This window comes from Micromonospora sp. AB353, assembly GCF_049538395.1.
Classification (GTDB): Bacteria; Actinomycetota; Actinomycetes; order Mycobacteriales; family Micromonosporaceae; genus Micromonospora; species Micromonospora aurantiaca.
Map to the genome: position 1 here is coordinate 1 of NZ_JBMVFV010000004.1, position 12,957 is coordinate 12,957.

Sequence of the window (12,957 nt, forward strand, 5' to 3'; positions counted from 1 at the left end):
TTCCGATCTCCCGCCGCCCACCGAACCGCCGCCGCCTCCGACCACGCCCCCGGCGCCGGTCACCACCTCGCCGGCCCCGCCGCCGACGAGCGCTCCCGCCGAACCGGCGCCGACGACCGCCGCGCCGGCCACCACGGCACCGGCGCCCCCGCCGGTCGTGCCGCCGGTCAAGACCCCGCCGCCACCGCCGCCGCAGCCGGCCGGCGGGCCCCTGGGGGTACGCGTGACCACCGAGGACGTGGTCCTCCCGCCGGCCTACTGGAACGCCGACGCCACGGTGGCCACGCTGCGGGTGACGGTGGCCAACACGGGCGGACGGGCGGAGCGGATCAGCCTCGGCTACACGCTGCCGCCGGGGCTGACCGACGCGGGCAACCCGGGTTGCGAGCCGGCCGGCGACGGCAACCACCGCTGCGTCGGGTGGGACGCCGAGCCGGGTGCCCGGTTCAGCGCGACCATCCGGGTCCGGGTCGACGGCGACGCCTGGCGGACCATGCCGCTGGCCGGATCGGTCCAGGTCACCGCCGTCGCGCCCGGTGTGACCGGCGCGGCGTACGACGACGAGGGCTTCGCGGTGCTGTTCCCGCCCGGGCCACCGGTGCCCGGCATCTCGCTGCGCGCCGACGAGGTGCTGTTCGACATCAGCGGCGCCCCCAGCACGCTCACCGTCCGGCTCGGCAACACCGGCAAGGTCGACGCCGCTGGCCGGATCGAGGTGCTCCTGCCCGAAGGGGTGACAGTGGCCGGCACCGAGAGCGGCTGCGCCCCGGTGTCGGCCGACCGGACCCGCTGCGAGCTGGGCGTGCTGGCGGCCGGGCGGACCGCCACCGTACGGCTGACGCTCGCCGCCTCGGCGGAGGCGCAGCGGCGGGCGCCGCTGTCCGGCGCGGTGATCGGCCGGCTGGATCCGCGTAGCGGGCGGGACCGGCAGGTGCAGATGAGCTTCCGGATCAGCGCGGCGGCGGCGGACGCCGTCCCACCCGGTGGGGCGCCGGCTCCGACCGGTTCGCAGGGCGTGCTCGTCGCCGCCGGCGAACGGGACCGCGACGACTCCTCGGTCCGGGGGACCGCCATCGCGCTCATCGCCGTGTCCGGTCTCCTGGTCGTGCTCGCGCTGACGCTGGCGACCCGTTCGCTGCGCCGCCGCAGCGACATCACCGTGCCGGAGCGTCCGATCACCGACCGGTGATCATGGATATGTGGTGATCTGGGTTACGGGCCCAGGTACTAAACGCTGCAAAGCAGGGCATACAGCGGCCCGATCCAGTCCCATACGTCGGACCTCGACCAAGGTGGCCCTAACGTGGCGACGTAGGCTCTGACGTGAGAATCGGAGCGGGCCGGGCCGGCGAGGGCGACGGCGCTCAGTTAAGCGAGGTGCGGGTGTGACCAAGCAGATCCGTCAACTGGACCGGGTGGTCATCCGGTTCGCCGGTGACTCCGGCGACGGCATGCAGCTCACCGGCGACCGGTTCACCTCGGAGACGGCGCAGTTGGGCAACGACATCTCCACGTTGCCCAACTTCCCCGCCGAAATCCGCGCTCCCGCCGGGACCCTGCCCGGCGTGTCGAGCTTCCAGGTGCACTTCGCCGACTACGACATCCTGACCCCGGGTGACGCGCCGAACGTGCTGGTGGCGATGAACCCGGCCGCGCTGAAGGCCAACCTGGCCGACCTGCCGCGCGGGGCGGACATCATCGTCAACACCGACGAGTTCACCCGGCGCAACCTGGCCAAGGTGGGCTACGCGGCCAGCCCGCTCGACGACGACTCGCTCGCCGGGTACGCGGTGCACCCGGTGGCGCTCACCTCGATGACGATCGGCGCGCTGGCCGAGCACGACGTGTCCAAGAAGGACGCCGAGCGGGCCAAGAACATGTTCGCGCTCGGGCTGCTGAGCTGGATGTACTCCCGCCCGTACGAGTCCACGCTGCGCTTCCTGGAGCGCAAGTTCGCGGCCCGCCCCGAGCTGGTGGCGGCGAACGTGGCGGCGTTCCGGGCCGGCTGGAACTTCGGCGAGACCACCGAGGACTTCTCCGTCCGGTACGAGGTCAAGCCGGCCAAGATGCTGCCGGGCACCTACCGGAACATCACCGGCAACGCGGCGCTGTCGCTGGGCCTGGTGGCCGCCGGGGTGCGCTCCGGGCTGCCGGTGTTCCTCGGCGCGTACCCGATCACGCCGGCCTCGGACATCCTGCACGAGCTGAGCAAGCACAAGAAGTTCGGCGTGGTCACCATGCAGGCCGAGGACGAGATCGCCGCGGTCGGCGCGGCGCTCGGTGCGTCGTACGGCGGCGCGCTCGGCATCACCACCACCAGCGGCCCGGGCGTGGCGCTCAAGAGCGAGACGATCTCCCTGGCGGTGGCGCTGGAGCTGCCGCTGGTCATCGTCGACGTGCAGCGGGCCGGCCCGTCCACCGGCATGCCCACCAAGACCGAGCAGGCCGACCTGAACATGGCCCTGTACGGCCGGCACGGCGAGGCGCCGGTCGCGGTGATCGCGCCGAAGTCGCCGTCGGACTGCTTCCACGCGGCGCTGGAGGCGGCCCGGATCGCGCTGACCTACCGCACCCCGGTGATCCTGCTGTCGGACAACTACGTCGCCAACGGCTCCGAGCCGTGGCTGCTGCCCGACGTCGAGTCGCTGCCCGACCTGCGGGTCGAGTTCGCCACCGAGCCCAACGGCGAGGACGGCACCACGTTCCTGCCGTACCTGCGGGATCCGCAGACGCTGGCCCGCCCGTGGGCGGTGCCCGGCACGGCCGGTCTGGAGCACCGGATCGGCGGTCTGGAGAAGGCCGACAAGACCGGCGACATCTCGTACGACCCGGCGAACCACGACTTCATGGTGCGGACGCGGGCGGCCCGCATCGAGACCATCCCGGTGCCCGACGTCGAGGTGGAGGACCCGGACGGCGACGCCCGGGTGCTGGTGCTGGGCTGGGGCTCGACGTACGGGCCGATCGGCGCGGCCTGCCGTGGCCTGCGCCAGCGCGGGCTCTCGGTGGCCCAGGCCCACCTGCGGCACCTGGCCCCGATGCCGGCCAACCTCGGCGAGGTGCTGGGCCGCTACGACAAGGTGGTCGTGCCGGAGATGAACCTCGGCCAGCTCGCCCACGTGATCCGGGCGAAGTACCTGGTCGACGCGATCGGCTACAACCAGGTCCGCGGCCTGCCGTTCACCGCCGCCGAGCTGGAGACGATGCTGGAAGAGGTCCTGAAGAATGTCTGAGCCCGTCGCCCTCAAGCTCACCGCCAAGGACTTCAAGTCCGACCAGGAGGTGCGCTGGTGCCCCGGTTGCGGCGACTACGCCATCCTGGCGGCCGTGCAGGGCTTCATGCCGGAGCTGAACATCCCCCGGGAGAACATCGTCTTCGTCTCGGGCATCGGCTGCTCGTCGCGTTTCCCGTACTACATGAACACGTACGGCATGCACTCGATCCACGGCCGCGCCCCGGCGATCGCCACCGGCCTGTCGGTGTCCCGGCCGGACCTGTCGGTCTGGGTGGTCACCGGCGACGGCGACGCGCTCTCCATCGGCGGCAACCACCTGATCCACGCGCTGCGCCGCAACGTGAACCTGAAGATCCTGCTGTTCAACAACCGGATCTACGGGCTCACCAAGGGCCAGTACTCACCCACCTCCGAGGTCGGCAAGATCACCAAGTCGACGCCTGCCGGCTCGGCGGACGCCCCGTTCAACCCGCTGTCGCTGGCGCTTGGCGCCGAGGCCACGTTCGTGGCCCGGACGATCGACTCGGACCGCAAGCACCTCCAGTCGGTGCTGCGGGCCGCCGCCCAGCACGAGGGTTCGGCGTTCGTGGAGATCTACCAGAACTGCAACATCTTCAACGACGGCGCGTTCGACCCGTTGAAGGAGCCGGCCACCCGGGACGACTTCCTGATCCGGCTGGAGCACGGGCAGCCGATCACGTTCGGCAAGGACGGGCAGTTCTGCGTCGTCCACCCGCCGGGCGGTTTCGGGCTGGAGGTCCGGGAGACCGCGAACACCCCGGCCGAGGAGATCGTGGTGCACGACGCGGGCGTGGCCGACCCGGCGTACGCGTTCGCGCTGTCCCGCCTGCCCGGCCTGGACCTGAGCAACACCCCGATCGGGGTGTTCCGGTCGGTCGGCCGCCCCTCCTACGACAGCGTAGTGCAGGAGCAGGTCGCGGCCGCAAAGGCCACCGTCGACAAGACCCCGGAGCAGCAGCTCGCGGCGCTGCTCGGCAGCGGCGACACCTGGACGATCCTCTGATCCGCCGCTGACCCGTCACGGATGAAGGGCGGGCCGTTCCCCCGCGGAACGGCCCGCCCTTCGCGTGTGCGCCGGCCCGGTCAGGCGGCCGCCGAGGCGGGCACCCACAGCTCGTCGACGGCCCGCTCGGCCGCGGCGAGGCTCTGCTCGAACAGCGGGATCAGCTCGGCCATGGCCGGGTTGACCGGGGCCAGGGTCAGCTCGGCGCAGATGAACCGCGGCTCCAGGCCGGTCAGGGACAGGCCGTGCGGCAGCCACGGCTCGGCGTGGTCCCAGCCCTCCCGCGGGGTGCCCGGGCCGTACCCGCCACCGCGGCTGACCAGGACGACGAACTGGCGGTCGCCGAGCAGCCCGGCGTTCGTGACCGGGTCGTACGCGATGCCGGGGGCGATCAGGTGGTCGACCCAGGACTTCACGCTGCTGGGCGGGCCGTAGTTGTAGAGCGGGAGCCCGAGCAGGACGGTGTCGGCCTGCTTCACCTCGGCCACCACCTCCTCGGTCAGCCGCCAGGACGCCTGCTGCTCGGGCGTGTGCTGATCCGGCGGCACCATGCGCGCGAGGCCGCTCGCCGTGTCGAGGTGCGGAAGCGGGTTCCGACCCAGGTCGCGGTAGGTGACGGTGCCGTCCGGGTGGGCGGCGCGCCACGCGGCGGCGGCGCGTGCGGTGAGCCGGCGGCTGACCGACCGCTCCCCGGTGATGCTCGAGTCGATGTGCAACAGGTGAGCCATTTCTTCCTCCTCCATCGATCGTTCGTGTAGGACCAACTATTTATAGCAGGCCGATGTTCCCCGGGCCGCGTAAACTGGGTCACATGTCCGCCGCACCGGTCGAGGAGTCCGAGCGCCGCTCCGGGCCCCTGCTCGACCACCTGGCCCGGCGGATGCGGCTGCGCTCGGAGTCGGTGCTGGCCCCGCTGGGCCTGCGCCCCCGCCACCTGGTGGCGCTCACCGTGCTGCGCGACGCCGGCGGAATCAGCCAGCAGGCGCTCGCCGGCACGCTCCAGATCGACAGCACGAACGTGGTCGGGCTGCTCAACGACCTGGAGGCGGACGGCCTGGCCGAGCGCCGCCGCTCCCCGGAGGACCGCCGCCGGCACGAGGTACGCCTCACCGAGGCGGGCACGAAGCGGCTACGCGAGGCGGAGTGCGCGCTCGCCGGGGCGGAGGAGGAGGTCCTCGGCGCGCTGGCGCCGGGCGAGCGGGATCTGCTCTACGACCTGCTGCGACGGGCCACCCAGGGCAGGTCGTCGACCTGCGGTGAGGTGATCGCGGAGGGCGGCCCGGGCGCCTGCTGACCGCGGGCGCCCGGCGGGGCGAGGGTCAGATCGAGGTGGCGGCCTGCGGCCGGTCGTCCCGGACGTGGACCAGCATGTCGCCGGTCTCGATCACCGCACCGGCGCGGTCGTTCAGCGTGACCACCTTGCCCCGGCGGACCAACGCGATGACCAGCGACTCCAGCTCACGCGGGGAGCGGCCCACCTCGTCGCGCTCGGCCGACCGCATCGCCAGCGCCATGCCCTGACCCGGGGTGAGCAGGTCCTCCACCACGTCGATCAGGGGCGGGGCCGAGGTGGACAGGCCGAGCAGCCGCCCGGCCGTGGCCGACGAGACGATCACGTGGTGCGCACCGCTCTGCTTGAGCAGCGGCGCGTTCTCCGCCTCCCGGACCGCCGCGATGATGCGTACCTGACCGGCGGTGAGCTGCCGGACCGTGAGCGCCACCAGCACCGACGCGTCGTCGCTGTCCGTCGCGATGATGACCGACTTCGCGGTACGCACGTGCGCCTGCTCCAGCACCGACGAGCGGGTCGCCGAGCCCTCGATCGTCACCAGCCCGTTGGAGGTGGCCTGCCGCAGCGCCGGCCCGCTCCGCTCGACCACCACGATCTTGGACTTGTCCGTGCCGTTCTCCAGCAGGGCCGAGACAGCGCTGCGGCCCTTGGTGCCGTAGCCGCAGATGATGACGTGGTCCTTCACGGTTCTCCTCCACCGCGACAGGCGACGGCCGGTGCGGTACTGCTCGGTCAGGACTTCCAGGGTGGTGCCGACCAGGATGATCAGGAACAGCACCCGGGCGGGGGTGATGAACAGGACGTTCGCCAGCCGCGCCGACGGGCTGACCGGGGTGATGTCGCCGTACCCGGTGGTGGAGAGCGAGACCACCACGTAGTAGAAGCAGTCGAGCAGGCTCAGGCCGCTCTCGTCCACGTCGCGGTAGCCGTCGCGGTCCAGCCAGACCACCGCCACCGTGGCGAAGACCAGGCCGAGGGCGGCGAGCAGGCGCAGACTCAGCGCGCTCAGCGGCCCCCGCCGTTGCGCGGGAAAATGGATCACCGTCGGTCCTGCTCCGCCACCTGCACGCCCTCAAGATAGCGGTTACGCCGCGAGCCGGCTGGCTGGGCCAGGCGCCCGCCCTCCTGGCCACCAGCGGTAAGGATTTCGTCACATCCATCGACGCGCCTGCGGGTGAGACTGATGACTCACCGATCGTGACGAGGGGACGTCGGGATGCGTACACGCATGGCATCGACCGCGCTTGCGGTGGCAGTCGGGATGGTGGTCGCCGGAGCGCCGCCCGCGGTGGCGAACCGGCCCGGGGACCGCCCGCCCGGGACGGCCCGGCCCACCCGGCCGAAGCCCACCGTCGTCCCGTCGCCGACCTTCTCCCCACGACCCACCACCACACCGACACCGACCGCCGCACCGACGCCGACGCCGACCGTCTCGCCCACCGGTACGCCGACCGCCACCACCCCGGCGCCGATGCCGACGGCGAAGCGGACCGCCGTGGTGCTGCCGTCGCTGGACGGCCGGGGCAGCATCGCGTACGACGTCAACACGGCCGGGGTGGTGGTCGGAGCGGCGGAGGTGGCCGGCGGCTACTGGCACGCGGTGCGTTGGGTGGACGGTCGGATCGAGGACCTGGGGACGCTCGGCGGGCCGAACAGCCAGGCCCAGGCGATCGACGACCGGGGACGCATCGTCGGCACCGCCCAGGCGGCCGACGGCAGCAGCCACGCCGTGGCCTGGGTGGACGGGAAGATCCAGGATCTCGGCCTGACCGGGGGCATCTTCTCCATCGCGTACGACACCGCGGGCGACCGGGTGGTCGGCGTCTACCACGTCACCGACAGCTTCTCCGGGCGGCGGGCGTTCGTCCGGACCGGGAACACCGAGATCACCATCGACGCCCCGCCTGGTGCGAGCGCGCTCGCGGTGAACGAGGCCGGCACCGTCGCGGGCACCTACGGCTACAAGGACTGGACCGATCCACCGTTCGTCAACCAGGCATTCGTCTGGCGCGACGGCGTCCTGCGGTCGCTGGGCACGCTGGGCGGATCCACGAGCGACGCGACCGGCATCAACGACCTCGGTCAGGTGGTCGGCACGAGCTGGACCGCGGACGGCCGGTTCGCCGCCTTCTTCTGGGACGGTACGACGATGCGCCGGCTGGCCACCGCTTCGTCCTCACCGACGGCGCAGGCCGTGAACGACTCGGGTCTGGTGATCGGCACCGACGGCACCGACGGCCGCGCGATGATCTGGCCCTCGCCCACCGCGGCGTCCCAGCTGCTGCCCCTGCCGGACGGGGCGGGGAGCAGCGTCGCGATCAACGTCAACGACAGCGGCCTGATCGTCGGTCACGTGTCCTTCACCTCGCCGAACTCGCAGCTCCGAGCGGTCGTCTGGCGTTGATCCGCACCTGCCCGGCCGGTACCACGGGGGCCGACCGGGCAGGTGCCGGGCGCGTGGACGGGGCATGATGGGAAAGTCCGGGACGCCCGACCGCGAGGAGGCCGGCATGTCGTTGCTGCGACGCGTGATCGGCGGGGTGCTCCGGCGCATCCGCCTGCGCCAGGGCCGCACGCTGCGCGAGGTGGCCCAGGCCGCCGGCGTCTCCCTGCCCTATCTCTCCGAGGTCGAACGCGGCCGCAAGGAGGCCTCCTCCGAGGTGCTCGCCGCGATCTGCCGCGCGCTCGGCATCCACCTCGCCGACCTGCTCGAAGAGGCCCGCGACGAGCTGCGCCGGGAGCGTCCGGCCCCGGTCGGCCCCGGGGTCTCGGCGGCCCGCTTCGACCGGGTGCCGACCGCCCGCACCGGGCCGCAGCTGCGGGTCGGCCCGCCGCGGCTGTCCGTCACGCGCCGCCCGGCCGTGTCGCCCCGCCCGTCCGTGACCCGTCGGCCCGCCGTCTCGCTCCGGCCGCACGTCGCCCGCCGCCCGGTCACCGCCACGCCGCTGCTGGGCGGCACGCTGCGGCCCGTCGGCCTGGTGCCGGCGCCGCTCGGTGCGCCCCTCGACGCCGCCACGCCGATCGGGTTCGCCGGCGGCATCCGGATCTGGCCGGCTCCCTCCGCCCCGGCCGTCCGCCCCCGTCCGCGTACCTCCGTCACCGTCGCCCGGCGACGGGCCCGCGCCGGCCGGCGGCGGCCGGTCGCCGCGTAGCTTCTGCCCAGGGCGAATCTGCCGCCGGCAGAAAGTCTGGGCCGCGTGGGTGCGCCCGGCGGACGCTGGAGACCGCCGGGTTCCCGGGCGGTCCCCCGCCCACCGGCGTACGGAGGTGGGCGGCGATGAGTGGCATCTGGATGCTCGACGAGGGGCAGCCGGCGTTCGGCGACCGGGTCTTCGAACGGCTGCTGAAGGAGCGGATCATCTTCCTCGGCACCGAGGTCACCGACGCGTCGGCCAACCAGATCTGCGCGCAGATCCTGCTCCTCGCGGCCGAGGACCCCGAGCGCGACATCTTCCTCTACATCAACTCGCCGGGCGGCTCGGTCAGCGCCGGCATGGCCGTCTACGACACCATGCGGTACGTCAAGAACGACGTGGCGACGCTGGCGCTCGGGATGGCCGGGTCGATGGGGCAGTTCCTGCTGTGCGCCGGGGCGGCGGGCAAGCGGTTCGCGCTGCCGCACTCGCGGATCATGATGCACCAGCCCTCCGGCGGGATGGGCGGCACCGCCGCGGACATCACCATCCAGGCCGAGAACATGCTGCACGTGAAGCGCACCATGCAGGAGCTGATCGCCCGGCACAGCGGGCGGACGCTGGAGGAGATCCAGCGCGACTGGGACCGCGACCGCTGGTTCACCGCCGAGCAGGCGCGCGAGTACGGCCTCGTCGACCAGGTGCTCACCCGCGTCGACCAGCTCGCGGCGTGAGCGGGCGCGGCCCGGCCGGTCCCGCACCGGCCGGGCCGCCCTCGCGGTCAGGGGTAGCTGATCACCGGGCTGGTGCCGTACGAGCCGACGACAGGGGTGCCGACCTCGTTGATCGTGCGCTCGATGCCGCCGCTGCCGTCCAGGAACACGGTGATCGCGTCGTGGAACCGCACCCCGGCCCGGCGCGGCGCCTCGATCGCCCGGTCGCAGCGGATGTCCACGCCCTGGTTGAAGTACGAGTACACGCCCAGCCCCCACGCCTCGTGCGTGCGGACGTGGTCGGCCACCTTGTACGAAGCCCAGCCGTTGCCGGTCGGGCTGCGCCAGGCCGCCTGGCTCGGCGGGTCGTACGGCAGTTCGCTCTGGTAGAACACGGTCCGGCCGCGCTCGCCGTTCCAGATCGTCTGCCAGCGCTGATAGTGCTCGACGAACAGCCCGTACGCGGTCACGTCGTCGCCGTTGACGATCACGCCGGTGGCAGCGGTGTTCACGGTCCAGCCGATGGTGCCGGCCCGGCCGTGGTCGCCGCGCCAGGCCCAGATGTTGTCAACGAGCGTGTGCCGACTGTTGATCACCAGGCTGGTCACCGCCCGCCCGGCGTACGGCCCGCCGATGCGGAAGAAGACGTCCTGGAGTGAGATCGGGTTCGTGGCGTGCGACCGGTGGCAGTGCCGCGTACCGACCTCGACCAGCACCGGCGACTCGACCGGCCCGGCGTCCACGAGCACCCCGGCGATGCGGACCCCGTCCACGTCCTCGATGCGCAGCGCCGCGTCCCCGCGGTCCGGGACCAGGCTCGGCATCCCGAGGCCGAGCACCACGGTGTCCGGGCGGCGTACCCGCAGGGCCCGGTCCAGGTGGTAGACGCCGGGGGTGAGTAGCAGGTGCCTGCCCCGGGCCAGTTCGGCGTTGAGGCGCTTGGCCGAGTCGGTCGGCCGGGCCAGGTAGAACGCGGACAGCGGCAGCGACGGCACCGGCGCGCCGCCGGCAGCCCAGGTGGTGCCGGCGGTGTCGCGGCGCAGGCGCGGTACGGCGACCAGCCAGGCGCCCCGGGCGTCGACGAACAGGTACGGCTTCTCCCGGGTGACCGGGCTGGTCGGCAGCGTGGTGTACGGCGGGTCGGGGAAGCCCTGCGCGGGCGCGCCGATCACGCCGGAGAAGACCTGGTTCCACACGCCGTTCGTCCACTCGCCGCCGAGTTCGCTGTCCCGGGTGAGCCACTGCTGCTGCGAACCGTTGATGGTGATGCCGTCCACCTTGGAGTCGGCGATGTAGCCGCCGCTGGAGTAGCCGCCGTTGCCGGGTTCCAGCCACAGCACGCCCTTGACGTGCACCCGGCGCATCGGTGACGCCTGCGAGACGGCCCATTGGTTCGACCAGTCGGTCGGGGTGACAGCGAGGTTCTCCGCCGAACGCCAGAAGTTGGTGAGCGCGGAGATGCCGGCGGGCGAGTTCGGGTCCGGCTGCCCGACCACCCGGACCGCGCCGTGGATCTCCACGTCGTCCGGGTGCGCGCCGAGACCGGCGACAGTCGTGTAGTAGCCGAGCCGGGCGTCCACCTCGTAGCGCCCGGGCTTGAACAGCACGGCGTACCTGTCGAAGCCCATCTCGTTGCGTTCCTGGGCGGTGAACAGCCGGTCCAGCGTGGACTGGATCTCCTCGACCGGCGTGCTGGGGTCGTACACGAAGACGTTCGGGCCGAAGTCGGGCTCGCGGGCGGGTCGTGCGGCCGGGGACGCGGCGGCGGCGCCGGCCGGGAGGCCGAGGGCGGTGAGCGAGGCCGCGGAGGCGGTGAGCGTGAGGAAACGGCGGCGGGAGGGGTCGGGTGATCGCATCTGCCTGCCTGTTCGGTGATGGGACGGGAGAGCGCTCTCTCGGCTGTTCCTACCTCATCACCGTCGATGCCGCCAGAGCCCGCCGGTTCCGGAACCGGCGGGCTCTGCTGCGGGCCGTGCTCAGGCGCGCTCGGCGCGCTGCTTGACCAGGTCGTCGACGAGCTTCTCGACGTAGTCGGCGGTCTCCTCCCAGCGGGTGACCGCGACGCAACGGATGCCCATCGCCTTGACCGGGTAGTCGTTGCCACCCACGTCCAGGCGGTCACCCACGAAGAGCACGTTGTCGATCTTCAGGTCCAGGTGCTCCAGCAGCTTCCGCATGCCGTACGCCTTGTCGACGCCCTTGCGGGTGACGTCGATCGACGTCGAGCCGCCGCCACGCACCTCCAGGTCGGGCAGCTTCGCCGCGACCGCGTCCCGCAGCCGGCGCTTCTTGTCGCCGTCCGGGTCCCAGCCGTACTTCTCGGCCGGCGGGGCGGACTGCCCCAGCGCGGAGAACGTGATCTGGCTGCCCCGGTCCTCGATGATGTCGCCCCAGGTCTTCGCCTCCCACAGGCCCAGCGCCTGCGCCGACTCGGTCAGCGCCGTGACGACGCGGGCCTTGTCGGCCTCGGTGAGATCCTCCGCGTAGACCTGCCGCCAGTCCCCGTCGGACCAGCGGTAGTAGCGGGTGCCGCAGGTCGGCATCAGGTGCAGCCGATCGCGCTGCTCCTCGGTGAGGTCGAGGTGGGCGAGCACCTGCGACTGGAACTGCTCGAACCGGCCACCGGAGATGACCAGCACGTCCACCTCGGTGAGCAGGTGGCCGAGCAACTCCGCCATCCGACGATCGATCTGGGACTTGGAAATCGCCAGGGTGTCGTCGAGATCGAACGCCACCACTCGAAGATCGTTCACGAATACCTCATGTCGTCGCGGACAGGCCAGGACCTGCCAGGGTACCGACGGGTCCTGGCACCGGCCTTGAGGGCCCGGCGGGTGACATGTCCCCTCGACGGAGGGTAACCCGGCGGGTCTCCGGGCGGCCTCGCTTCCCGCTCCCGACACCCGCGGCCCCCGCTGACGGTATCGTCGGCGGTCGATAGCGTTCGCGGCCACCACGCCGACGGGCTCGTCCACGATCGCCGATGGGCCGAACCCGCGACTCGGCGCGCCCGACAGCACGCCTGCTCACCATGAGCTTTGAGGCGGTCACGCTGGGTTGAACTGCTTCACGGAAAATTGCATTTGGCAAGAGATGACACCGATATTTTCTCGATGCGATGCATCTGCTTGTCAGGTACCCGACAGTGAATTGCCCACTCTTGTGCTAGCTGTCCGCCGGGAGGATGCTCGAACGGTCGAACGGCACTGCGTCGCCTCACACAGAGGGCGGCGCCCGGCTGCCACCGGACGCCGCATTCGACTCCACCGCTGCAACGGAAGGAGTCACGTTGACTGTAATCCCTCACGGGTCAGACTTCGAGACACCAGAGGACGAGGACGAAACCGTTGCCGAGCCGCCCGACCGGCACCGGCTCATCCTGGCGTACATCAAGACGCTCAGTCCGATCATCGCCGCCGTCGTCGCCTGCATCGGGACGCTGGTGGCAGCGCTGGTCCGCTGACCCGCCGGCCCCGCGCTCCGGCTCCGGCCGGACGCGGGGCCGTCCCGTCCGGAAAGGTCCGGCCGGACGCGGGGCCGTCCCCCGCTGAACGGTCTG

General features: G+C 72.2%; 12 protein-coding genes. 8 read left to right on the top strand and 4 right to left on the bottom strand.

Annotated elements, in window-relative coordinates; genetic code table 11:
• The 3 genes from ACPCK6_RS02865 to ACPCK6_RS02875 form a co-directional block, all read left to right on the top strand.
• On the top strand, nt 1-1,189 hold a 1,189-nt coding region (locus ACPCK6_RS02865; RefSeq protein ID WP_423480251.1), incomplete at its 5' end, for a hypothetical protein.
• A gap of 196 nt (nt 1,190-1,385) precedes the next feature.
• Nucleotides 1,386-3,233 carry a 2-oxoacid:acceptor oxidoreductase subunit alpha gene (locus ACPCK6_RS02870; RefSeq protein ID WP_396879793.1) on the top strand — a complete coding sequence of 616 codons (1,848 nt, stop codon included), beginning with the start codon at nt 1,386-1,388 and terminating at the stop codon, nt 3,231-3,233.
• Nucleotides 3,226-4,260, top strand: coding sequence for a 2-oxoacid:ferredoxin oxidoreductase subunit beta (locus ACPCK6_RS02875; protein WP_318332233.1), 1,035 nt, complete (start codon nt 3,226-3,228; stop codon nt 4,258-4,260). Before ACPCK6_RS02870 ends, ACPCK6_RS02875 begins: the two co-directional genes overlap by 8 nt.
• Nucleotides 4,261-4,340: 80 nt before the next feature.
• On the opposite strand, the gene ACPCK6_RS02880 is transcribed toward ACPCK6_RS02875, so the two are convergent.
• Nucleotides 4,341-4,988 carry an FMN-dependent NADH-azoreductase gene (locus ACPCK6_RS02880; RefSeq protein WP_423480252.1) on the bottom strand — a complete coding sequence of 216 codons (648 nt, stop codon included), beginning with the start codon at nt 4,986-4,988 and terminating at the stop codon, nt 4,341-4,343.
• An 83-nt stretch (nt 4,989-5,071) separates the two neighbouring features.
• Between ACPCK6_RS02880 and ACPCK6_RS02885 the strand changes: the two genes are divergently transcribed.
• The gene (locus ACPCK6_RS02885) at nt 5,072-5,554 is read left to right on the top strand and encodes a MarR family winged helix-turn-helix transcriptional regulator (protein WP_174361689.1); all 483 of its coding nucleotides are present in this window, start codon (nt 5,072-5,074) and stop codon (nt 5,552-5,554) included.
• Nucleotides 5,555-5,579: 25 nt separating this feature from the next.
• Here the strand turns inward: ACPCK6_RS02885 and ACPCK6_RS02890 are convergent, their stop codons facing one another.
• Nucleotides 5,580-6,593, bottom strand: a complete 1,014-nt coding sequence (locus ACPCK6_RS02890; protein ID WP_396879791.1) for a potassium channel family protein — start codon at nt 6,591-6,593, stop codon at nt 5,580-5,582.
• Nucleotides 6,594-6,767: 174 nt separating this feature from the next.
• Here ACPCK6_RS02890 and ACPCK6_RS02895 point away from each other — a divergent pair, with 174 nt between their 5' ends.
• The 3 genes from ACPCK6_RS02895 (at nt 6,768) to ACPCK6_RS02905 (ending at nt 9,419) form a co-directional block, all read left to right on the top strand.
• Nucleotides 6,768-7,955, top strand: a complete 1,188-nt coding sequence (locus ACPCK6_RS02895; protein WP_423480253.1) for a hypothetical protein — start codon at nt 6,768-6,770, stop codon at nt 7,953-7,955.
• A gap of 106 nt (nt 7,956-8,061) precedes the next feature.
• Complete coding sequence (locus ACPCK6_RS02900; protein WP_423480254.1) at nt 8,062-8,703, top strand: helix-turn-helix domain-containing protein; 642 nt, start codon at nt 8,062-8,064, stop codon at nt 8,701-8,703.
• A 125-nt stretch (nt 8,704-8,828) separates the two neighbouring features.
• On the top strand, nt 8,829-9,419 hold the full coding sequence (locus ACPCK6_RS02905) for an ATP-dependent Clp protease proteolytic subunit (protein ID WP_396879788.1): 591 nt from the start codon (nt 8,829-8,831) through the stop codon (nt 9,417-9,419).
• Between the two features lie 47 nt (nt 9,420-9,466).
• Here ACPCK6_RS02905 and ACPCK6_RS02910 read toward each other — a convergent pair whose 3' ends face one another.
• Nucleotides 9,467-11,254, bottom strand: a complete 1,788-nt coding sequence (locus tag ACPCK6_RS02910; RefSeq protein ID WP_423480255.1) for a pectate lyase-like domain-containing protein — start codon at nt 11,252-11,254, stop codon at nt 9,467-9,469.
• A gap of 120 nt (nt 11,255-11,374) precedes the next feature.
• On the bottom strand, nt 11,375-12,151 hold the full coding sequence (locus ACPCK6_RS02915) for an HAD-IIB family hydrolase (RefSeq protein ID WP_145754543.1): 777 nt from the start codon (nt 12,149-12,151) through the stop codon (nt 11,375-11,377).
• A 536-nt stretch (nt 12,152-12,687) separates the two neighbouring features.
• On the opposite strand from ACPCK6_RS02915, the gene ACPCK6_RS02920 reads away from it, so the two are divergent.
• Nucleotides 12,688-12,861 carry a hypothetical protein gene (locus ACPCK6_RS02920; RefSeq protein WP_423480256.1) on the top strand — a complete coding sequence of 58 codons (174 nt, stop codon included), beginning with the start codon at nt 12,688-12,690 and terminating at the stop codon, nt 12,859-12,861.
• The last annotated feature ends 96 nt before the right edge of the window (nt 12,862-12,957 follow it).

Excerpts from the sequence above, each read along its gene's own strand:
- ACPCK6_RS02875 (WP_318332233.1), top strand. The coding sequence starts at position 3,226 with ATGTCTGAGCCCGTCGCCCTCAAGCTCACCGCCAAGGACTTCAAGTCC.
- ACPCK6_RS02880 (WP_423480252.1), bottom strand. The coding sequence starts at position 4,988 with ATGGCTCACCTGTTGCACATCGACTCGAGCATCACCGGGGAGCGGTCG.
- ACPCK6_RS02885 (WP_174361689.1), top strand. The coding sequence starts at position 5,072 with ATGTCCGCCGCACCGGTCGAGGAGTCCGAGCGCCGCTCCGGGCCCCTG.
- ACPCK6_RS02895 (WP_423480253.1), top strand. The coding sequence starts at position 6,768 with ATGCGTACACGCATGGCATCGACCGCGCTTGCGGTGGCAGTCGGGATG.
- ACPCK6_RS02900 (WP_423480254.1), top strand. The coding sequence starts at position 8,062 with ATGTCGTTGCTGCGACGCGTGATCGGCGGGGTGCTCCGGCGCATCCGC.
- ACPCK6_RS02905 (WP_396879788.1), top strand. The coding sequence starts at position 8,829 with ATGAGTGGCATCTGGATGCTCGACGAGGGGCAGCCGGCGTTCGGCGAC.
- ACPCK6_RS02910 (WP_423480255.1), bottom strand. The coding sequence starts at position 11,254 with ATGCGATCACCCGACCCCTCCCGCCGCCGTTTCCTCACGCTCACCGCC.